Here is a 20,839-nt window from a genome sequence, read left to right as displayed (position 1 = left end):
GGCCTCATGACCGCGAGCTGGAGCCGGCGAGCGACGCTGCTCGGCGGCGTCGGAGCACTCACCGGGCTGGCCGCGTGCGACAGCCAGGAGCCGGCGGCCGCTCGATCCTCTTCGCCGGCGCTCGCCTTGCCGGCCGGCTCGGCGTCCGCCGGGCCGATCCCCTGGCGCCGCCTCGCTCGGCACGTGCCGCTGGTGCGGCCCGCGTCGTCGTCGTACGACCAGCTGCGGCTGACCCCCAACCCGCGATGGGACTCCGCCCGGCCGCTCGCGATCGCGCGCTGCACCACCGCCGCGCAGGTCGCGACGACCCTCGCGTTCGCCCGCGAGCACCAGGTGCCGATCGCGCTGCGGGCCGGCGGGCACTCCTATCCCGGCTGGTCGGCGGGTGCGGGGCGGCTGGTCGTCGACGTGCGCCCGATGACGGCGATGTCGTGGTCGGGGACCTCTCTCACCGTGGGCGCCGGGCTGACCCTGGCGCCGATCGTCGCCGCGCTGGCCTCCCACGACCGAGCCTTGCCGACCGGCTCGTGCCCGACCGTCGGTGTCACCGGCCTGACCCAGGGCGGCGGGGTCGGGGTGCTGACCCGGGCGTACGGCCTGACCTGTGATCACCTGCGCTCGGCCGAGGTGGTGCTGGCCTCGGGGCAGCGCGTCACGGCCTCGGCGGACTCGCACCCGGATCTCTTCTGGGCGCTGCGTGGCGGGGGCGGTGGCCACCTCGGCGTCGTCACCGCGCTCACCTTCGCGACCGTCGCGGCGCCGACGGTGGTCTCGACCTATCTGACCTGGCCGGCGGCTCGTGCTGCGGCGGTCATCCCGGCGTGGCTCGACTGGATCGGCTCGGCCGACGCGCGGGCGTGGTCGACCCTCAAGCTCCTCGGCGGCGCCGCCCACCCGTCCGGGATGTCCATGGGTGCGACGGTGACCTGGGTCGGGCCACCGGCCGGCTTCGACGCGATGCTCGCGCCCCTGCTCGCGACCCGGCCGACCGGTCGCTTCGATCACACCCGCAGCTACCTGGCCGCGATGCAGGCCTACGCCGGGTCAGGTGCGCGCGAGGCGTTCGCCGCGACGTCGCATGTCGCGTACGACGCTCCGGGTGCCGCCGCTTCGACGATCGTGGCGCACGCCTCGGACGTGCCGCCGGGGCTGCACGAGGCAGGTATCTCGATCGACGCCCTCGGCGGTCACGTCGGCTCCCTCGCCCCGAGGTCGACGGCGTTCGTGCATCGCGCGGCCCTGGCCACGGTGCAGTACACGGCGACCTGGGCCAGCGGGGCCGACGCCACCCGGGCGCCTCACACCGCCCGCTCGTACGTCTCGTCGTTCCGTGCGGCGATGACCCCGGCGTGGGGCCAGCACGCGTACGTCAACTACGCCGACGCGTCGCTCGCCGACCCGGGGACCTCCTACTTCGGCGCCAACTGGCCGCGCCTTCAGCAGGTGCGCGCGACGTACGACCCCGACCGGCTCTTCACCCAGCCGCAGTAGCCGCGCGTCGCCGCAGACCCGTCACGACCAGGACGAGCGCAGCAACGGCCGCCACGGCCTCCGCGTAGACGCTCCAGGTCTTCTCGGCGTACCAGACCGGCTCGTACATGTCGGGGAGCGGTCCGAGCCGGCCGGGGTCGACGGAGTAGTAGAGGACGACCGCCACGACGCCACCCGCCGCGACGGCGAAGGCGATCGCGGCCGAGATCCAGCTGCGCCAGGCGATCAGCAGCACCGCCGCGACGAGGGCCGCGGCGCCCTCGATCCGGAACAGCGCCGCCTGGCTGATGAAGCGGGTCCGGACCAGCGCGTAGTCACCCGCCAGGTGGAGGTGCACGTAGGCATCGACCGCCAGCCCCGCGACGACGACGGCCACCAGCACCCACTCGAACCCACTGCGTCGCTCCATGCCGATGACACGAGGCGGAGTGCCCCTGAGTTCAATCCGATCCGGATTGAACCGACGCGCCGCGGACTCCGTGAAGGGGTCAGGGACCCGACCCGGGCCCACGAGGAGAAGGGGACCACCATGATCCGCACAGACATCAGGCGACCGGCCTCGCGGCGGCTCGCGCTGCCGGCCGTCGCCATGGCGGCCGTGGCCGTCCTCGCCGCCTGCGGCTCGACCTCCAACAACGCCACGGCCGGCGGTGGCGGTGCGACCGCTTCGGGGTCGTCCGGCGACGGCGAGGCGGAGACGATCGGCACGGCGAGCGGCGGGTACGGCACCTACCTCACGGCCGATGACGGCCGCGCGGTCTACCTGTGGATGGCGGACAAGGGCAGCACGTCGTCCTGCTCCGGCGCGTGCGCCACGGTGTGGCCACCGGTCCTCACCGACGGCGCCCCCAAGGCGACCCAGTCGGCCGTCGCCGCCGACCTGGGCACCACGACCCGCTCGGACGGGAAGACCCAGGTCACCTACCAGGGCCACCCGCTGTACTACTTCGCCTCGGACACGAAGGCCGGTCAGACCTCGGGCCAGGGCAGCGACGGCTTCGGTGCCAAGTGGTGGCTGCTCACCCCCGCCGGCGCGGCGATCACCAGCGACGCCGGCGGATCGAGTCCGGCCGGCGGCTCCAACGGCTACTGATGCGCGACAACGCGGCCATGCGGGGAGCACCATGATCGTTGTGCCGGTCGGCCCCGCACCGGAAGGTGCCCAACTGCTGCGCGCGCTCCATGACGAGCACGGCGCCGCGCTGTGGCGCTACGCGCTCCGCCTCACCGACGGCGACAGCGCCCGGGCGCAGGACGTGGTGCAGGAGACCTTCATCCGCGCCTGGCGCAATCCGAGGGCGTTCGATCCCGAGCGGGGCAGCGCGCGGCCGTGGCTATACGCGGTCGCGCGGCGCATCATCATCGACGACAGCCGCTCCGCGCGGGCCCGTCACGAGGCGGTCCGCGAGGAGCTGCCGGACGCGGGGGTGCCGGACGGGACCGAGGCGGTCGACGACCGAGACGTCGTACGGCAGGCGCTGGCCCGGCTCTCGCCGGAGCATCGGGCGGTGCTCCGCGAGTGCTACTACCGCCAGCGCAGCGTCGAGGAGGCCTCCGCGATCCTCGGCATCGCCCCGGGCACGGTCAAGTCACGCACGCACTACGCGATCCGCGCGCTGCGCATCGCCCTCGAGGAGCTGGGAGGCATGGCATGAGCCACGACCCGTACGCACAGAGCGCCGCGGCCTACGTCATGGGCGCGCTCGGGGCCGACGAGAGGGCGTCGTACGAGGAGCACCTCGCCACCTGCTCCGCGTGCCGCTCGGAGGTCGCCGACGTCGAGTCGGTGATGCCGTTCCTCCAGGTCAGCGAGGAGAGCGACCTCGACCAGGTCGAGGAGGTCCCGCCGCTGCCCGACACCCTGCTCCCCCGGCTGCTCACGGCCGAACGGCGGGAGCGCCGACGTCGCCGGACGCTCCGGCTCGGTCTCGGCGCGCTCGCCGCGGCGTGCGTCCTCATCCTGGGGGCGGTCCTGATCGCAGGCCGTTCGGATAGCGGCGCGGACAGCCGCCCGATGGCCGCCGTCCAGCCGACGTCGCTCAGCGCCACCGCGCGTCTGGAGACCACCGACACCGGCACCCGGATCACGGTGCACTGCTGGGATCGCACCGCCACGGCGGCGACGGGGTACGCGTACACGCTCTCGGCGCGCTCGCGCTCCGGGCAGGTGACGGCGCTCGGGACGTGGCAGCTCAACGACGGGCAGCCGATCACCTTCACCACGAGCTCCTCGCTCGCGGCCGACCAGATCGCGGCGATCGACATCAGCGACACCGGCGGCACGACCCTGCTGGAGCTGCAGAACTGACCCGGTGCGAGCCTCAGTCCGGCGGCTCCGGCGAGCCGGGGACCGACGGCGCGATGTCGGACTGATCGCCGCGGTCCTTGTCGGCGAGGTCGGGGCTGTCCTTCTTCTCCGTGGTGTCCTCGCCCGGGGTGGTCGCCTCGTGCTCGGCCCTGGTCTCGAGGTCCTCGACGATCTCCCGAGGATCGTCCGTGCCGTGCGGTGACTGGCTCATCGCTCTCTCCTTCGCCTGGTCGCGGGCCGTGCCGGCCGTGCGACCAGTACCCCACCAGGGGGCGGCGAAGACGCGGCGTAGCGTGTCGGTCGCGGCCTGGAGCCGCGAGCACCGATGACAGACCCCACCATCGAAGGGCAACCCCATGGCTGATCCACGCGCCGGCACCGTCGCCACTCTCGCGGACCTCGTCGATGTGGCCCAGCTGGTCACCGCGTACTTCACGCACACGCCCGATCCCGAGGACCCGGAGCAGCAGGTCGCCTTCGGGACCTCGGGCCACCGCGGGTCGTCGCTGCGCACCTCGTTCAACGAGCACCACATCCTCGCCACCACCCAGGCGATCTGCGACTACCGCCGCCTCCAGGGGTATGCGGGTCCGCTCTTCCTCGGCCGCGACACCCACGCCCTGTCCGCGCCGGCCTACGCCACCGCCATCGAGGTGCTGGTCGCCAACGACGTGACGGTGCTGGCTCAGGAGGGCTACCAGCCCACCCCCGCGGTCTCCCTCGCGATCATCACGGCGAACGCGGGCACCACCGGCGCATCGGCCCTGGCCGACGGCATCGTGATCACGCCCTCTCACAACCCGCCGGCGGACGGGGGCTTCAAGTACAACCCGCCGCACGGCGGCCCCGCCGGCTCCGAGGCCACCACCTGGATCGCCCGGCGCGCCAACGAGCTCATCCGGGGCGGCCTGCGCGACGTGCTGCGGGTGCCGTACGAGCGCGCGCTGCGGGCGATCACCTCGTACGACTTCCTCGGCGCGTACGTCAACGCCCTCCCTCAGGTCGTCGACCTCGACGCGATCCGCCGCGCAGGGGTCCGGATCGGCGCGGACCCCCTCGGCGGAGCCTCGGTGGAGTACTGGGCGCGGATCGCGGAGCAGCACGCACTCGACCTGACGGTGGTCAACCCCGTCGTCGATCCCACCTGGCGCTTCATGACGCTCGACTGGGATGCCAAGATCCGGATGGACTGCTCCTCGCCGTACTCGATGGCGTCGCTGGTCGAGCGGCGGGCGGACTTCGACATCAGCACGGGCAACGACGCGGACGCCGACCGTCACGGCATCGTCACGCCCGACGGCGGATTGATGAACCCCAACCACTTCCTGGCCGTCGCGATCGAGCACCTCTTCGGAGGCGCCCGCCCCGGTTGGCCGGAGACCGCCCGGATCGGCAAGACGCTGGTCTCCAGCTCGATGATCGACCGCGTCGCCGACTCGCTCGGCAAGCCGCTGGTGGAGGTCCCGGTGGGCTTCAAGTGGTTCGTCGACGGCCTCCAGGACGGGTCGTTCGGCTTCGGCGGGGAGGAGTCGGCGGGCGCCTCGTTCCTGCGGCACGACGGCTCGGTGTGGACCACCGACAAGGACGGCATCCTCCTGGCCCTGCTCGCCTCCGAGATCCTGGCGACGACGGGTTCGACGCCCTCGCAGCGCTATCGCGAGCTGGTCGCCGCCCACGGCGAGCCCGCGTACGCACGCACCGACGCCGCGGCCACCCGTGAGCAGAAGGCGGCACTCGCCCGGCTGACGCCGCAGGACGTGAGCGCCGCGGAGCTGGCCGGTGAGCCGATCACCGCCAAGCTGACCACCGCTCCCGGCAACGGCGCCGCGATCGGCGGACTCAAGGTGACCACGGAGTCGGCGTGGTTCGCCGCCCGTCCCTCGGGCACCGAGGACGTCTACAAGATCTACGCCGAGTCGTTCCGCGGACCCGAGCATCTCGCCCAGGTGCAGCAGGAGGCGCAGGCGGTCGTGACGGCGGCGCTCGGCTGAGCGCTGCCCGCGCTCGCTCTGGTCTGTCGATGTCGTCCGGGGTACCGGGCTGGATGAGACTCGCCCGCACCGCCATCCTGTTCGGCCTCGCGAAGAAGGCCTACGACATCGGCCGCAAGCCTGAGAACCAGCAGCGCATCAAGCAGGCAGCGGCTCGGCTCCAGGCCCAGCGCGCCGCCAGGCGCAAGGCGTAGCCGTACTGCCGACCCTCCTGGCACCACCTCCCCAATCCTGGTTAAACCTCTCCGTGAGCGTTGAAGAGCGCACGGGCGAGGGTAAAGCCGGAGGTAAGCGAGTCTCGGGAGGAACATCATGTCTGATCTCCGCGTGCCGGACCGTGAGCCCCTCGCCGTCTTCGCCGCGGGCGTCCTCGCCGGTGCTCTCGTCGTCGGGCTCACCTGGCTGGGCTTCTCGGTGGTGCACTCGGGGCACTCCGACGACCACGCGCGTCCGGACGCCAGCGGGGCGCGCCTGCTGAGCGGGTCATCGGCGGATCGGACCGCGATCGCCCGGGCGCAGGACTGCGCCGGGGTGTACTACGCGCAGAAGCCCCCGCTCCAGGCCGCCGACGCCGCGTTGGCGCAATGGGAGGTCCACATCGGGGCGATGAACAAGTTGGTCACCGGAGCCATCTCGCTCCAGCAGGCCACCCAGTTCTGGAACGATACGAGGGTGGGTGCGAAGGCGAACCTGCAGGCCTTCGCTCGCGCGGAGAAGCGTTACAGCAAGCGCAGCGACCACTGCCCGAAGAGCTGGATGGCATCCGCGGACCAGGACCTGCGCCGCTGTCATGCGGCGGTGGTCGCACGCAACCACTCGCTGGATCTCGCCGAGGTCACCTTGGCGACCTGGCGCCACCACGTGATGAGCATGGACATGCTCCGCAGCGGAACGCTCTCCCCCCAGGCGGCCGAGAGGATGTGGCTGGACAGCTGGATGCGCGGCAACAGGCAGGTGCATGCCTTCACCCGCTCCAGAGCGGCGGCGGAGCATCTGTCTTGCTGAGGCGGTCGAAGATTGTCTGATGGGAGCCCGGTCGCGGGTACCAGGGTTCCATGACCAGGTTCAGCGACACGTTGATGACGGAGCACGGCCCACGCGAGGTGGTGAGCCACGCCCACCAGGCGGAAGACGTCGAGCCGGCCACCGGCCCGTCACCGGCGCGGCTCCCAGTGCGGGAGGCGTGATGGACCCCTCCTCCGCGGCGGTGCTCTTCGACATCGACGGCACCCTCCTCGACTCGACGTACCACCACGCCCTCGCGTGGCAGCGCGCCTTCGCGCGACACGACCTGGTCGTCCCGATGTGGCGGATCCATCGCGCGATCGGCATGGGCGGTGACCGGCTGGTCGCACACGTGACAGGGGAGGCGACCGAGGAGCGGCTCGGCGACGCGCTCCGCGAAGCCTGGCGAACGGAGTACCTACCTCTGCGGCACGAGGTCGAGCCGCTTCCCGGTGCACGAGAGGTGATCGTCCGGCTCCGAGCGGAGGGCTACCGGGTGGCGCTCGCCTCCTCTGGTGATCCGGAGTTCTCCCAGGAGGCGGTCGAGCGGCTCAGAGTCGCCGACGAGATCGAGGCCCTCACGACCGCCGAGGACGTCGAGGAGTCCAAGCCGGAACCCGACCTCCTCGGCACAACGCTCGACCGGCTCCCGGGCGTCGGGCGCGCTGTCCTCGTCGGCGACACGGTCTACGACGTGCAATCGTCCGCACGCGCAGGCTTGTCCTGCATCGGGCTCCGTTCGGGCGGCATCAGCACCGCCGAACTCCTTGACGCAGGCGCCGCGCTTGTGGTCGACACGGTCCAGGACCTGATCGAACTGAGGTGGGATGACTACCTGTCCCCCGTCCATCGCTGACGAGTTCCTCATGACTGCGTGCCGGCAAGCGCTAAGTCCCTCGGCATCTGACACGGTGTCCGCTCGCTGCTAGCGAGAGATTCTTGCTTGGTGGCTATACCGCCGACGGTGTGTTGCGGGGCGTATATGTCACCAGCCCGCTTCACTGAGCCGACCAAGGCCCGCTCAGCTCGCACACGGCGCGTGGCACTCGAACCGTCGGGCCGTCTGGGGTCATCGAACCGACGACTTGCCCTGTCCTGACCCGAAGCGGTTGCATCGACGCGGCCGTGCCACGGCCTCACCCGGAACGCCCTCCGCCGGAGGAATCTGTGCACAGTGATTGCACAGCAATCAGGGCATGCCGCTCTGACCTGCGGAAACACGCCAGATCAGTAGTACCAGGGGTACGGGCTCCAGTCGGGCTCGCGCTTCTCCAGGAACTGGTCGCGGCCCTCCTGCGCCTCGTCCGTCATGTACGCCAGGCGGGTGGTCTCGCCGGCGAAGAGCTGCTGACCGACGAGCCCGTCGTCGAGCAGGTTGAAGGAGTACTTCAGCATCCGCTGGGCCGTGGGCGACTTGCCGTTGATCATCCGGCCCCAGTCGAGGGCGACCGCCTCGAGCTCGGCGTGCGGGACGGCGCGGTTGACGGTGCCCATCCGGACGCCGTCCTCGGCGGAGTACTCCTCGGCGAGGAAGAAGATCTCACGGGCGAACTTCTGGCCGACCTGGCGTGCCAGGTAGGCCGAGCCGTAGCCGCCGTCGAAGGAGCCCACGTCGGCGTCGGTCTGCTTGAAGCGGGCGTGCTCACGCGAGGCGATCGTGAGGTCGGAGACCACGTGCAGCGAGTGGCCGCCGCCGGCCGCCCAGCCCGGCACCACGCAGACGACGATCTTCGGCATGAACCGGATCAGCCGCTGGCACTCCAGGATGTGCAGCCGCGAGAGCTTGGCCTTGTCGATCGCGCTCGGCTCGGCGGCGCCGGTCGCGGAGGCGTCGTACGTGGAGCCCTGCTCCTCGTACTGGTAGCCCGCCTTGCCGCGGATGCGCTGGTCGCCGCCGGTGCAGAACGAGTGCTTGCCGTTCTTCGGCGACGGGCCGTTGCCGGTGAGGAGCACGCAGCCCACGTCCGCGGAGATGCGGGCGTGCTCGAGCACGCGCAGCAGCTCGTCGACGGTGTGCGGGCGGAACGCGTTGAGCACGTCGGGGCGGTCGAAGGCGATCCGCACGGTCCCGTGCGCCTTCGCGCGGTGGTAGGTCAGGTCCGTCAGGTCCTCGAAACCGGGCACCTCGTCCCACTGCTCGGGGTCGAAGGTGTCGCTCACGCCGTCGATCGCACTCATGGCGTGAGGCTATCCGCCCTGGAATATCCGGCCGCGGATGGGCACTGTGGATGTCATGACTGATCTCCTCGAAGGCGAGTACGAGCCCAGCCCGGCCGATTGGGTGCGCAACCAGGTCGAGGCCTACGAGTCGACCGGCGGCAAGGAGGCCTGGCATCTGGCGGATCGGGAGGACTGGCCGATCGTCGTCATCACCTCGAAGGGCGCGAAGAGCGGCAAGCTCCGCAAGAACCCGGTGATGCGCGTCGAGCACGACGGCGCCTACCTGGCCGTCGCGTCCAAGGGCGGCGCCCCGGAGCACCCGGTCTGGTATCACAACTTCCTCGCCAACCCGGTGGTCCAGCTGCAGGACGGCCCCGAGCCGGCGCTCTACCGGGCGCGCCTGATCGAGGACCAGAGCGAGTACGAGGCGTGGTGGGAGCGCGGCGTCGAGGTCTATGAGCCGTACGCCGAGTACCGCCCGCGCGCGGAGGCGGCGGGCCGTACGATCCCGCTCTTCGTCCTCGAGAGGATCTGACCTACCACCAGCTGCCGGTGTGGACGCCGACGTACCACAGCGTCCCGGAGCCGGCCACGGCGACGAGCCAGGCGCCCAGGCGGGTGCCCGCGATGCGGATGGTGTTGAGCCTGGCCACGACCGGACGCTCGGCGAAGCCGCGCAGACCGCCGTGGCTGCGCAGGTCCCAGAACCACTCGGGTGCGGCCTTGCCCAACACGGTGACGAGTCGCTGGAACTCGGCGGTGCTCAGCCCGGCGACGTAGGCCTGGTTGGTCTGGTCGTGACGTACGACGCTCTGCAGCGTCGGCCGGTTGTCGTCTTCGCGCACGCTGAGGCCGTTGCCGGCGCGGCCGGCGCCGTCGGGGTTGGCGCGGTGCCAGTCGCGGTCGCGGATGACGTCGTCGACCGCCGTCTTGCGCAGATCGGCGTCCGCCGCCCCGCGCGCAACCGCCGGCTCGGGCTTGTGCTCGTCGACCGCGGCGTCCGCGCCCGGGCGCGGTGCCTGCTCCGTACGGGCCTTCGCCTCCCAGGCATCGGGATCGGCCAGCGCCCAGCGGGCCTGGAGCTCCGCCTTCGGCGGCAGCTTGACGCCGGTGTTGATCTCGCGGAGCACCTGGTAGGCGTCGCGGAAGTCGATGCCCGTCTTCTTCAGCACGACGATCATCCGGTCGAGACTCGAGGCCTCGCGCTGCGGGCGGGCAGCCGGGGCCTGGGCGGAGGCGTCGGGCGCCGCCTCCTCGGCCTCGTCGGCGGGTACGGCGGTCGGCTGTGCTGTCGTGCCCTCAGCGAGCGGCTCGCCTGGGAGCGGCAGACCGCCCTGGGCCGCCGCGACCGCCGGCTGGCCGGGCTGGGGCGTGACGCGGACGGCGGCCGGACGGCCGTCGACCGTCGCCTCCTCGGCGCCCTCCTTGATGTCGGCGGCGTCGAACAGCTTGGGATCAGGCGTCCCCTTGGTCTCCAAGGTGCGCTTCGTGGTGATCCAGCCGCCGACGGCCTTGAGGTCCTCGGGCTTCTCGCGCTCGCCGAGCTCGACGACGATCGCCTCGTCCTTGCCACGCGCCGAGGTGTCAGCGGTGGGCCCCGCCGTCCGGCGGCGTGCAGCCCGGTTGACGGTGCCGCCGGCACCGGCTCGGGCGGCGGTGGTGGCCGCGTTCTCGCCGTCGGTCCCGCCGAGCTCCTCGGCGAGCGCGCGCTCCGCGTCACGCAGGGCGCGCTGGATCGCCTGTTGGGCGCCGCCCCCTCCGAGCGCAGGAATGCTCATATCGCGAGCATCGGCCATCGACTGCGCGACCTGAGTGGTCGGGGCGGTCCGCGGGGCACTCCGAGGTCAGGCGGGCAGCGTCACTCGCGGGCGATCGAGCCGGCCAGGCCGACGAGATGGCCGAGCCGGGCGAGCTCGGAGTCGAGGAAGTCGGGGCCGCCGCGGCGGCCGATCACGACCACCTCGTTGCCGTCGATGCGGGCACCGGCGTAGACGGTCTCGTCGTCCTCGCCGCCACTCACGTCGAGGCGGGCGGTCCGCTCGATCTCGACGAACGGCAGATCCTCGGGGGCACCCGAGGTGGCCTTGCCGCGCCCGGTGACGCGGTGGACGCGCACCGCCCAGTCGGCGCGGAACGTCTGGGGCAGCACGTCGACCAGCCGGTCGAGCGCCTCGGCGGGCGCCTCGGTGAGGTCCTCGACGGCCTCGAGGTCGAGGAAGAGGTTGCCACCGGCGTGGTAGCGACTGCACCAGATGACGTGCACGTCGCTGAGCGCGTTGCAGGCCGACACCACCGAGTCCGGCATCGCGTTGGGGGCCATCTCGAGGAGGACGTCGTCGATGGCGGTGCCGTCGTGGTTCTTCTCCACGATCTCGATCGCCTCGATGTCACCGCCGGCCTCACCGATGGCACTGGCCAGGCGACCGAGGGACCCCGGGATATCGGGGATCTGGACGCGGAGCAGGTACGGCATCCCTTGACTCTAGCGGGGAGATGTCTCCTTCACGTTTCAGACGTCAACAGTCGGTCACGCAGCCCCGTCGCCCGCTGGGCGCGCTGCTGGACGGCTGCGATGACCGCCTCACGGGTGCCGATCACGGTGACCCTCTCCTGGGCACGGGTGACGGCGGTGTAGAAGAGCTCGCGGGTGAGCAGCGGCGAGTCGGCGGGCGGCAGCAGCACGCTGATCTCGCGGGCCTGGCTGCCCTGGCTCTTGTGCACCGTCATCGCGTGCAGCGTCTCGACGTCACCCAGTCGCGAGGTCGCGTACGAGGAGCCGCCGGCGATCTGGACGGCGAGCGCGCCGTCCGGACCGGCGACGGTGACCCCGGTGTCGCCGTTGAAGAGGCCGACGCTGTAGTCGTTGGCGGTGATGAGCACGGGGCGGCCCGCGTACCAGTCACCGAGCCAGGTGCCGGCGCGCTCGGCGAGCGCGTGGTCGACCTGACGGTTCCAGTGCTGGACGCCCCAGGGGCCGTCGCGGTGGGCGCAGAGCAGGCGGTGGCTGTCGGCCTCGCCGAGGGCGCCGGCCACGTCGCCGGCCAGCGCGCGGTCGCGGAGCTCGACGGCGTGGCTGGTCAGGCGGGCCCGGAGCCCGGCCATCGCGGCGTCGTCGTCGGGGTCGATGCGTCGCAGCGTCGGGCCGCCGGCGTCGAGGAGGGCCAGCACCCTGCCGGGGTCGCCGTCACGCAACGCCGCGGCGAGCTCGCCGATCCCCTCGCCGAAGCGATGGCTGGTGCGCAGTGCCGCCACGGCGCTCGAGCCGCGTGCGGTCAGGCCGGCGACCAGGTCCGCGAGGACGGCCCCCGCCTCGACCGAGGCGAGCTGGTCGGGGTCGCCGACCAGGATCAGCCGGGTGTCGGTGCGGACGGCCTCGAGCAGCCGGGCCATCATCGTGAGCGAGACCATCGACGTCTCGTCGACGACGATCACGTCGTGCGGCAGCCGGTTGCCCCGGTGGTGGGCGAAGCGGGTCGAGGACCCGGGCCGCCAGCCGAGCAGACGGTGCATCGTCGAGGCGTTGAGCCCGGCGAGCCGCTGGCGGTCCTCGTCGGTGAACCGCTCATCACGCTGGGCCTCCTCGACCGCCTCCTGCAGTCGGGCGGCGGCCTTGCCGGTGGGGGCGGTGAGGGCGATGCGCAGCCGCGTCCCGCGGGCGGCGGCGTCCGCGGCGATGAGGGCGAGCAGGCCGGCCACGGTGGTGGTCTTGCCCGTGCCGGGGCCACCGGTGAGGACGGTCGTCCACTGCCTGGCGGCGGCGATCGCGGCCGCGCGCTGCTCGGCGTAGCCGTCTCCCGGGAAGAGCCGCTCGGCCTGCTCCGTGAGCAGGGCCGGGTCGACGAACGGCGCGATGCTGGCCTCGCGGGCGAGCAGGTCGTCGCGGACCTGACCCTCCTCGCGCCAGTACCGGTCGAGGTAGAGCAGGTCGCCCTCGATCCGGATCACGGAGGCGTCGGCCAGCGGGCTCGTCCGGACGCGCTCCAACCAGCCGGGGCGGGGCCAGGCGAGGCCGGCGCCGAGGTCCGGCTCGGTGGCCATGAGGTCGGCGAGGTCGACGCAGACGGAGCCGGCCCGCGCCGCGCGTACGGCGAGCGCCACTGCGAGCTGGACGTCCTCATCGACGCCGCCCACGAGCGCGGCCGTACGAGAGGCGACGTGCACGTCGGCGGCGGTGAGGATGCCGGCGGCGTTGAACGCGCCCAGCATCCCGGTCGCGGCTCGCGCGAACCGCGCGTCGGCGGGGTCGGTGATCTCGTCGGTCCAGCGCTCGATCATGCGGCGCCTCCGTCCAGCAGGTCCGAGAGGGCGGTGACCAGGCTCGCCGGCGGCTGCCAGGAGAAGACCCCGGCGGGGTGGCCGTCGACGAGCGGCGTCTGGGGGCCGCACATGCCGCGGACGTAGAGGTAGAGCACGCCACCGAGGTGGGTCGCGGGGTCGTAGCCGGGCAGGCGCCAGCGCAGGTAGCGGTGGACGACGACGCCGTAGAGCAGCGCCTGCAGCGGATAGTGCGAGTGCAGCATCGCGGCCGCGAGATCGGTGTAGTCGGCGGCGGCGGTGCCCAGGAAGTTGGTCTTGTAGTCGACGATCAGGAAGCGGCCGTCCGGGAGGCGCAGCACGGCATCGACGGAGCCGGAGAGGTAGCCCTTCAGGGGCTGGTCGCCGAGCAGCGGGCGCTCGAGTCGCTCCGCGTAGGGAGCGAGCGGGTCGTCGGCCGGAAGATGCGTGCGGAGCAGCGGGGCGACGTCGCGCAGCAGGACCTCCGGGCGACCAGGCGACCGGGTGTCGCCGCCGGTCAGCGGCAGCTCGAAGTCGAGCTCGCGCAGCCGGTCGCGCAGCGGGATCGCGCCCAGGGTGATGCCGGGTGCGAGCGGGCCGAGTGGGGTGTGGTGCAGGGGCACGAGGGCGGCGGCGAGCTCACCGGGGTCGACGCCGACCGGCGCGAAGCGGAGCTGCTCGACGACGTGGCGGCGCAGCTCGGCCTCGAGGTCGCCCGCCTCGGGGTCGGCGTGCTCCAGGACCGCGTGGACCAGGGTGCCGAAGTCGGCGCCGGCAGGCAGCTCGGCCATCGGCGAGATCACCTCGTCCTGCGCCTCACCCGCTTCGTCGGTCGCCACCACGACGAGGGCGTCGTCGGCGGCCGGCTCGTCGTCGGTGCCGGTCTCCTCGGGCTCGGAGGTGACGTGCGCGCCCTCCTCGACGCGGATGAGCGCGGAGTAGGAGGTGCGCCGCCAGTCGGCGTCGACCGTACGGTCGAAGGTGCGCACGGTAAGAGCCGCAGGAGCCCCGGAGTCCTCGGGCGGCGTCGCCGCCGACACGTCGGCGACCTCGGCGTGCGGCCCGCCGAGCCGTTCGATGAGGCCCAGGACGCGCTCGGCGTAGTCGTCGTCGCCGACCTCCTGCAGCGCCGGCACGTCGCGGGTGCCGGGCTGGCGACCGAAGAGGATCCGGTGCAGGCCGCCGATGCCGGTGTTGGCGGTCGGTGCCCACCAGGCGACGAGCTGGGACTGGGCACGGGTGGCGGCGACGTAGAGACGGCGCAGGTCCTCGCCGGACTCCTCGGCGCGGTGCTCGGCGCTGTGCCGGCCGGTGACGTCGAGCGTGCGGGTGCCGTCGGCGTCGTGGAAGAGCGCGACGTCCACGTCGAACTCGAAGCGCTGGTAGGCGAAGGGGAGGTAGACGATGGGGTATTCGAGGCCCTTGGAGGCGTGGACGGTCACGATCTGGACCGCAGCGGCGTCGGAGTCGAGCCGACGGGGCCGGTCACCGGAGCCGGCGCGGCTGCGCTCCTCGCGGAACCACGTCAGCAGCGCGGTCAGCCCGAGGCGCTCGCGCAAGGCGGTGTCGTGCAGCAACTGGCCCAGGTGACGCAGATCGGTGAGGAGCCGCTCGCCGTCGACCTGGCCGAGCACCCGGGCGGTGAGGCCACGCTCCTCCGCGGCCTCGAGGAGGGCCGCGACGCCGCGGTTGCGGAGCAGGAGCGCCCAGCCGCGCAACGTGTCGGCGACCGCGGCGGTGAGCGCCTCACCGCCGGCGTCGAGCGCGGCCACGTCGTGCCCGAGGAACGCGGTGAGCGCGGCGGCCCGGACCAGCGCTGAGCGGTGCGGGGACTCGAGGGCGGTCAGCAGCGCGAGCCAGTCGTCGCCGGCCGGGGTGAGGAAGACGTCGCCTCCGCCCTGGACGACCGCGGGGATCCCGCGGGCGTGCAGGGCCTGCTGGACGAGGGTGCCCTGGTCACGGGTCGCGACGAGGACGGCCAGGTCGCCGGCCCGGACCCGCCGGTCGCACCAGGTGGCCTCGGAGCCGAGCAGCTCAGCGACGTCACCGGCCAGGTCGCCGGCGATGAACGCCCGCGCCTCGGCCGCCGCGATCTGCCCGCGCTTGAGCCGGAAGCCCCGGCGCGGCACCCGCCGGATCCGGAAGGGCTCGCCGTGGGGCGCCCCGGCCAGCCGGGTGCCGGGATGGCGGGCCTGGACGTCGTGCACCACGATCGCCGGGTCGCCCAGCGCGGCACCGCCCAGCACGGTCTGCAGCGGGGCCAGGAGGTCGGCATCGCTGCGCCAGTTGGTGCCGAGCGTGGCGGTCGTCGTGGCGGTACGGGCGGCGGCGAGGTAGGTCGCGACGTCGCCGCCGCGGAAGGCGTAGATGGCCTGCTTGGGGTCGCCGATCAGCACCATCGCGCGGCCCTCGCCGTCGGCGCCGAACGCGCGCGACAGCACCTGCCACTGCACCGGGTCGGTGTCCTGGAACTCGTCGACCAGGACGATCCGCCACCGCTCCCGCATCCGGGCGCGGGCCGGCGAGTCGGCGTCCTCGAGCGCAGCCGCGAGCCGGCTGAGCAGGTCGTCGTACGAGAGGATCCCGAGGCGGCGCTTGCGACGCTCCACCTCGGCGCGCACCGCGGCGGCGAAGTCGACCCGGGCGGCCCCGGTCTCCGCGGTGGCCGGCGCGAGCACGGCCTGCGGATCGCCCACTACCTTGCGGGCCAGCGCCAGTGCCTCGTCGCGGCCGAACGGCGGCCGCTCGCGCAACCTGCCGAAGCGGGAGAGGTAGAGGTCGTCGACGACCTCGACCACGAACTCGTCGAGCGACTCGACCAGGGTCGCGCCGGCATCGCTGTCGCCGGCCACGCCGAGCGAGCGCAGCACGAGCTGGCAGAACTGGTGGGTGGTGGCGATCGTCGCGGCGTCGAAGTCCGCGACGGCGTCGCGCAGCCGCACCCGACGCCGCTCCCGCTCCTCGTCGTCGCCGTCGAGCAGGCAGCCCAGGAGGTCGCTGTCGCCGGCCTCCCCGGAGACCAGGGCCTGGTGCGCCTCGACCAGCTGGCCGCGGACGCGGTCGCGCAGCTCCTGGCTGGCCGCCCGGCCGAAGGTGATGACGAGCAGCTGGTCCAGGGTCGCGTGGCCCTCGGCGACGTAGCGGGTGACGAGCGCCGCGACCGTGAAGGTCTTGCCGGTGCCGGCGCTCGCCTCGAGCAGGGTCGTGCCGGTCGGCAGCGGGCCGCAGACGTCGAAGGTGTGGAGGTCGGTCATCACCAGCTCCCCTGCTCGGCGACCAGGAGGGGGCTCCAGACCCGCATCGCCAGGGCTCCGAAGCGATGGGTCTCGCCGTCGAAGGCCTCGCCGCTCAGCGGCGCCTGGCTCAGACCCGGGATCGGCGCCTTCGCGCCCCACGTGCGGACCTGCTCGGCGTCGCTGCACTCCCCGGGGAACCTGCCGTCGCGCCAGTCCCAGCCGGCCTTGTCGACGGCCTCGTCGCTGGTGCCGTGGGTGCGGCGCTGGCGCGCGTAGGTGAGCGACGACTTGAGCGGGAAGGGCAGCGGCTCGGTCAGCCCGGCGTCGCGCAGCGCCACCAGATCGCGCAGCAGCGCGGCCGCGCGGTGATCCAACGGCCCCAGCTGCGAGTGCCCGTACGGGACGCGGGAGCGACTGTTCGTCGGTCGCCCGATGGTGTGCGCGCTCCACGCCCGGTCCTCGTCCGAGGCGGCGAGCGCGAGGAGCTGGATCCAGGACTGCAGCCGATGGGTGGCGCCGAGCCGGCTGAACGAGACCGGGACGAGCCGGTCGCCGTAGACCTGCGGGACCGTGCCGCGCAGCCGCCTCCCGTCGCCGAGGTCGACGTCGATGTCGACGGCGGTGGCGGGCCGGGTGCGCAGCGTGAGCGCCTGACGCGCCAGGGGCTCGGCCTTGCCGATGAGGTCGGCGAGGACGCGCCAGCCGAGGAAGCCGGGTGGCAGGACGCCCCGACGCCACTCGTGCTGGCGGGCGGTCTCGACGTCGAGGCCGCCGAGCAGGTCGTGGAGCACGCGCTCGCCGACGCCCCACTGCAGGAGGTTGTCGATCTCGACCGGCATGCCGTCGTCGAGGAGCTCCTCCTCACGTGGGATCGCCAGGTCGAGCCGGTCGCGCAGGAAGGCCCGGACCGGGCTCTTCCAGAAGGCGAGCAGGTCCTCCAGGACCACGTCGTCCGGCGCGGCGGGCACCAGCGGGCCGGGCAGGAACGGCGCGACGGGCTGCTGGACGCGGGCCGCGGTCGCCCCGGCCAGTGCGGCCCGGTCGAAGGTGAAGGCGCGCTGGGGCACGAGCTCGCCGGCGATCAGGTTACGGGCGTCGAACGGCTGTAGCGGGTGATGCACGCTCACCTGATCCGACACCGAGTCACCGCGGGCTGCCGTGGCGGTCGTGTCGAGGGCGTCGAGGAGCTCGCCCAGCGGCACGGCCGGCGGCTTGGGCTGTCCGGTGTACTCGCCGGCGCCGGAGTAGGTGACGACCAGGGTCTCGGTGGCGGCGAGGATCGCGTCGAGGAAGAGCTGCCTGTCCTCGCTGCGGGGGTCGCGCTCGCCGGTGAGCGGGTCGCGGGCGAGCACGTCGTCGCCGTCGGTGATGCCCGAGCGCGGGAACACCCCGTCGTCGAGGCCGAGGAGGCACACGACGCGGTGGGGCACGGAGCGCATCGGCACCAGTGTCGCGACTGTCAGGGTGCCGGTGCGGAAGTTGGCGCGGGTCGGGCGGCCCTCCAGCCGGTCGCCGAGCAGCGCCCGGACGTCGGGCAGGCGGAGGGCGACGTCGGAGCGGTCGGCCGCGGTCTCGCGGACCTGGCCGAGCAGCCGCTGGACCTGCCCGCTCTGCCATCCCTCGGTGGCGGGGACGTCGGTCAGCACCGCGATCCCCTCGCCGAGCGCGCTCAACCACTCCTCGAGCGGGTGGGTGCCGACGAGCCGGTCGGTGGCCTCGCGGACGCGGTCGACGAACTCGGTCAGCCGGCCGACCAGGTCGATGTCGCCGCTGCCGACGTCGTCCAGCGGCAGGGTGCGGTCGAGCCAGGTGCCGGCGTCCTCGGACATGGTCACGCCGGCGAGCAGCCGGTCGAGCCCGAACTCCCAGGTGTTGGCGACGTAGTCCTGCAGCCCGAACTCGCTGCGGTGCGCGGCGTCGAAGCCCCACCGCACGCCTGCCTCGCGAGCCCAGTCGCCGAGCTGCTGGAGGTCGTCCTCGCGGAACCGGAAGCGGCGCCGCACCGGCTCCAGGTGGGCCAGGTCGAGCACGTCACCGACCCCGGCGCGACCGCCGGCCAGGTCGAGCAGCCGGGTGGCCAGGTCGAGCAGTGGGTTGGTGCGATCGAGCGCCCGGTCGGCGAGCCGGACCCGCAGCCGGTGCGCGGGGTGCCCGGCCGGGCCGACGACGTCGGCGAGCCCGAAGCAGGCCTCGATCAGGGGCGCGTACGTCTCGACGTCGGGGCACATCACCAGCACGTCGCGCGGCTCGAGGGTGGGGTCGTCCGAGAGCAGGCCGAGCAGGACCTCGCGCAGCACCTCGACCTGCCGCGCAGGGCCGTGGCAGGCGTGCACCTGCACCGAGCGATCGTGCTCGGCCACCGTCCGAGCCCGGCGATCACCCACGGCGTTGGCGCGCAGGTCGCCCTGCAGCCACCCGAGCAGCGTCGCGGGCGCCTCGAGCGCGGCGCTCACCGGCTCGTCGACGAGCGGGATCGCGGCCAGCGAGCGCTGCAGCTCGCGGGTGTCACGACCGAGTGTGGCCAGCAACGGGTGCGCCACGCGCTCGACCGACCGGTCCTCACGGCGCAGCACGGCACCACCCTCGACATCGCCGAGGGCGTCCCAGAGCGCCGGCGACGGATGCGGCAGCCACAGATGCACGTCGCGGTGCTCGCCGAGGGCGGCCAGCAGCTCGATCTCGGTGCTCGGGAGCCGGGTGTGCCCGAAGAGCGAGAGCCGCTCGGGCAGATCGAAGGCGCCGGGCTCGGAGCGCAGCGATGCCACCGTCGCGCGCTGCCGCTCGACCGGATCGGGTCCGCCGACCGCGGCGACGAGCCGGCGCCACAGCTCCGGCTGCCAGGCCAGATCCGCGGGAAGCGCGGTCAGGTCGCCCGGGGAGTCGGCCCAGGCGGCGAGCAGGGCGGGTCGCTGCACGGCGTACGAGGAGAAGAGCCGGGCCAGTCGCCGAGCCGTGGCCAGGCGGCGGCCTGCCCGCAGGTCGGCCTCCTCGGCGGGGAGGCCGTGGCCCAGGTGCCGGGCCAGCACAGCGGCCCACGGCTGCTCGATCGCGTCGTCGATGACGCCCAACAGCGGCCAGGTCAGCGCGTCGGGCGACCAGGGATCGTCGTCGTCCGCGCGCAGCGCGCCGAACAGCGACCAGGGCGAGCGGAACTCGACGCCCGCACAGATGCCGTCCTCGCGCCCCGGAGCCGCGCCGAGCAGGTGGGAGAGGCGCTGGGAGAGCCATCGCTCCACGCCCTTGGCCGGCACCACCACGACCTCCGTGGCGAACGGATCGGCGAGCGGCACGGCGAGCAGCTCGCCGAGAGCGTCGGCGAGCTGGTCGGTGCGCGTCGCGCGATGGAGCCGGACAGCCACAGCGGCAACCTACAAGTGACCCCCGACACTTCGCCGAGGGCCCGGCTCAGCCGGCCGGTTGCTCGTCCGCCCGGTCGGCCTCCTCGATCTCGCGCTCGACCGCCTCGCGCGCCTCCGGATGGCCGTGGAACCGGCGATAGCTGAGCGCCAGCAGCGCGAAGGCGATCGCCGCGGAGATCTCCAGCGTCACGCCGGTCTCCCAGCCGCCGATCAGCCACAGCGAGTCCGCCAGCGGCCACCAGCCCGGCGGCGCGGGATCCACGATCCACAGCACCCCGGCCGCCACCAGCCCGAGCATCGCGAGCAGGGACATCGTGAGCTGGAGCGGGCTCTCCACACCGTCGGCCGCCGCCCGTACGGCCCGCAGCCGCAGCGGCGCCAGCCGCCGGCGCGCCCACTCGTACTCCCGCGAGAGCAGCGCGACGCCGAGCACGAGGAGCAGCAGCCCGGGGCCGGGCAGCACGAGGGCGGCGAGCCCGAGCACGACCAGGATCCAGCCGATGACCTCGAGGACCAGCCGACGCAACCTGCTCACAACTACGAGCGTGCCAGACGTCTCCCAGTCACGAGAACCTCGTTCTCCGGCACCTCGTGGCCGGCGGCGCAGCGCAGCGCGACCTCCACCGGCTCACCACACCCGGCGTGGCTCAGCGTCGGGCCGCCGCCGGGGATGTGCGCCTTGCCCCAGGCCGTCAGCGCCATCAGGACGGGAAGCAGCTCGTGGCCGGCGTCGGTGAGCACGTACTCGTACCGGGTGCGCTGACCGGGCTCGCGGTACGGCGACTTCTCCAGGACACCGGCCGCGACGAGCTCGCGCAGCCGCTGGGAGGCGACCGCCTCGGTGACGCCCACCCGCCGCACCATGTCGTCGAAGCGCGTCGCCCCGTAGAACGCCTCGCGCAGGAGCAGGACGGCGGTGCGGTTGCCGACCAGCTGCATGGTGCGGTCGATCGGGCAGTGGTCGCCGAGCGGCACCGTCCGCTCCGCGAGGGCCCCGGCGAGCTGAAGAGTCAT

Annotated in this window: 19 protein-coding genes; 9 read left to right on the top strand and 10 right to left on the bottom strand. The window is 73.2% G+C overall.

What is annotated here, in order from left to right; genetic code table 11:
* The first annotated feature begins 6 nt into the window (after window positions 1-6).
* Window positions 7-1,491, top strand: coding sequence for an FAD-binding oxidoreductase (locus KSO98_RS10090; RefSeq protein ID WP_225285354.1), 1,485 nt, complete (start codon window positions 7-9; stop codon window positions 1,489-1,491).
* On the opposite strand, the gene KSO98_RS10085 is transcribed toward KSO98_RS10090, so the two are convergent.
* Complete coding sequence (locus tag KSO98_RS10085; RefSeq protein WP_225285352.1) at window positions 1,475-1,900, bottom strand: hypothetical protein; 426 nt, start codon at window positions 1,898-1,900, stop codon at window positions 1,475-1,477. The two genes, KSO98_RS10090 and KSO98_RS10085, sit on opposite strands and share 17 nt — an antisense overlap.
* Window positions 1,901-2,020: 120 nt before the next feature.
* On the opposite strand from KSO98_RS10085, the gene KSO98_RS10080 reads away from it, so the two are divergent.
* The 3 genes from KSO98_RS10080 to KSO98_RS10070 are packed head-to-tail and all read left to right on the top strand — an operon-like array spanning window position 2,021 to window position 3,799.
* A complete protein-coding gene (locus tag KSO98_RS10080; RefSeq protein WP_225285349.1) occupies window positions 2,021-2,584 on the top strand; it encodes a COG4315 family predicted lipoprotein in 564 nt (187 codons plus the stop codon).
* 31 nt (window positions 2,585-2,615) lie between these two features.
* Entirely contained in the window at window positions 2,616-3,146 is a 531-nt protein-coding gene (locus KSO98_RS10075) for a sigma-70 family RNA polymerase sigma factor (RefSeq protein ID WP_225285347.1), read from the top strand.
* Window positions 3,143-3,799: a zf-HC2 domain-containing protein gene (locus tag KSO98_RS10070; protein ID WP_225285346.1), complete on the top strand. Its 657-nt coding sequence runs from the start codon at window positions 3,143-3,145 to the stop codon at window positions 3,797-3,799. The genes KSO98_RS10075 and KSO98_RS10070 overlap by 4 nt, the downstream gene beginning before the upstream one ends.
* A 13-nt stretch (window positions 3,800-3,812) precedes the next feature.
* Here KSO98_RS10070 and KSO98_RS10065 read toward each other — a convergent pair whose 3' ends face one another.
* Complete coding sequence (locus tag KSO98_RS10065; RefSeq protein WP_225285344.1) at window positions 3,813-4,010, bottom strand: hypothetical protein; 198 nt, start codon at window positions 4,008-4,010, stop codon at window positions 3,813-3,815.
* A 145-nt stretch (window positions 4,011-4,155) separates the two neighbouring features.
* Between KSO98_RS10065 and pgm the strand changes: the two genes are divergently transcribed.
* The 4 genes from pgm (at window position 4,156) to KSO98_RS10045 (ending at window position 7,651) form a co-directional block, all read left to right on the top strand.
* Entirely contained in the window at window positions 4,156-5,790 is a 1,635-nt protein-coding gene (pgm, locus tag KSO98_RS10060; RefSeq protein ID WP_225285343.1) for a phosphoglucomutase (alpha-D-glucose-1,6-bisphosphate-dependent), read from the top strand.
* 29 nt (window positions 5,791-5,819) lie between these two features.
* Entirely contained in the window at window positions 5,820-5,984 is a 165-nt protein-coding gene (locus tag KSO98_RS10055) for a hypothetical protein (RefSeq protein WP_225285341.1), read from the top strand.
* A gap of 118 nt (window positions 5,985-6,102) precedes the next feature.
* Window positions 6,103-6,795 carry a hypothetical protein gene (locus KSO98_RS10050; RefSeq protein WP_225285340.1) on the top strand — a complete coding sequence of 231 codons (693 nt, stop codon included), beginning with the start codon at window positions 6,103-6,105 and terminating at the stop codon, window positions 6,793-6,795.
* A gap of 181 nt (window positions 6,796-6,976) precedes the next feature.
* Window positions 6,977-7,651: an HAD family hydrolase gene (locus KSO98_RS10045; RefSeq protein ID WP_225285338.1), complete on the top strand. Its 675-nt coding sequence runs from the start codon at window positions 6,977-6,979 to the stop codon at window positions 7,649-7,651.
* A 371-nt stretch (window positions 7,652-8,022) separates the two neighbouring features.
* On the opposite strand, the gene KSO98_RS10040 is transcribed toward KSO98_RS10045, so the two are convergent.
* Window positions 8,023-8,973 carry a 1,4-dihydroxy-2-naphthoyl-CoA synthase gene (locus KSO98_RS10040; RefSeq protein ID WP_225285337.1) on the bottom strand — a complete coding sequence of 317 codons (951 nt, stop codon included), beginning with the start codon at window positions 8,971-8,973 and terminating at the stop codon, window positions 8,023-8,025.
* 55 nt (window positions 8,974-9,028) lie between these two features.
* On the opposite strand from KSO98_RS10040, the gene KSO98_RS10035 reads away from it, so the two are divergent.
* Entirely contained in the window at window positions 9,029-9,490 is a 462-nt protein-coding gene (locus tag KSO98_RS10035; RefSeq protein ID WP_225285336.1) for a nitroreductase family deazaflavin-dependent oxidoreductase, read from the top strand.
* Window position 9,491: 1 nt separating this feature from the next.
* Here the strand turns inward: KSO98_RS10035 and KSO98_RS10030 are convergent, their stop codons facing one another.
* The 7 genes from KSO98_RS10030 to KSO98_RS10000 all read right to left on the bottom strand — a co-directional run bounded on the left by KSO98_RS10030 (window position 9,492) and on the right by KSO98_RS10000 (window position 20,839).
* The gene (locus tag KSO98_RS10030; protein ID WP_225285334.1) at window positions 9,492-10,733 is read right to left on the bottom strand and encodes a hypothetical protein; all 1,242 of its coding nucleotides are present in this window, start codon (window positions 10,731-10,733) and stop codon (window positions 9,492-9,494) included.
* An 80-nt stretch (window positions 10,734-10,813) separates the two neighbouring features.
* The gene (locus KSO98_RS10025; protein ID WP_225285333.1) at window positions 10,814-11,428 is read right to left on the bottom strand and encodes an ACT domain-containing protein; all 615 of its coding nucleotides are present in this window, start codon (window positions 11,426-11,428) and stop codon (window positions 10,814-10,816) included.
* Window positions 11,429-11,457: 29 nt separating this feature from the next.
* Window positions 11,458-13,230: an exodeoxyribonuclease V subunit alpha gene (recD, locus tag KSO98_RS10020; RefSeq protein WP_225285331.1), complete on the bottom strand. Its 1,773-nt coding sequence runs from the start codon at window positions 13,228-13,230 to the stop codon at window positions 11,458-11,460.
* The gene (locus KSO98_RS10015; protein WP_225285329.1) at window positions 13,227-16,484 is read right to left on the bottom strand and encodes a UvrD-helicase domain-containing protein; all 3,258 of its coding nucleotides are present in this window, start codon (window positions 16,482-16,484) and stop codon (window positions 13,227-13,229) included. Before KSO98_RS10015 ends, recD begins: the two co-directional genes overlap by 4 nt.
* On the bottom strand, window positions 16,484-19,825 hold the full coding sequence (gene recC, locus KSO98_RS10010) for an exodeoxyribonuclease V subunit gamma (protein ID WP_225285328.1): 3,342 nt from the start codon (window positions 19,823-19,825) through the stop codon (window positions 16,484-16,486). The genes KSO98_RS10015 and recC overlap by 1 nt, the downstream gene beginning before the upstream one ends.
* Before the next feature lie 46 nt (window positions 19,826-19,871).
* Window positions 19,872-20,360: a PGPGW domain-containing protein gene (locus KSO98_RS10005; protein ID WP_225285326.1), complete on the bottom strand. Its 489-nt coding sequence runs from the start codon at window positions 20,358-20,360 to the stop codon at window positions 19,872-19,874.
* Between the two features lie 2 nt (window positions 20,361-20,362).
* Window positions 20,363-20,839 carry a winged helix-turn-helix transcriptional regulator gene (locus tag KSO98_RS10000; RefSeq protein ID WP_225285325.1) on the bottom strand — a complete coding sequence of 159 codons (477 nt, stop codon included), beginning with the start codon at window positions 20,837-20,839 and terminating at the stop codon, window positions 20,363-20,365.

This window comes from Nocardioides nematodiphilus (assembly GCF_020216525.1).
Lineage (GTDB): Bacteria > Actinomycetota > Actinomycetes > Propionibacteriales > Nocardioidaceae > Nocardioides > Nocardioides nematodiphilus.
This window is presented reverse-complemented; position numbering and strand designations above follow the sequence as displayed.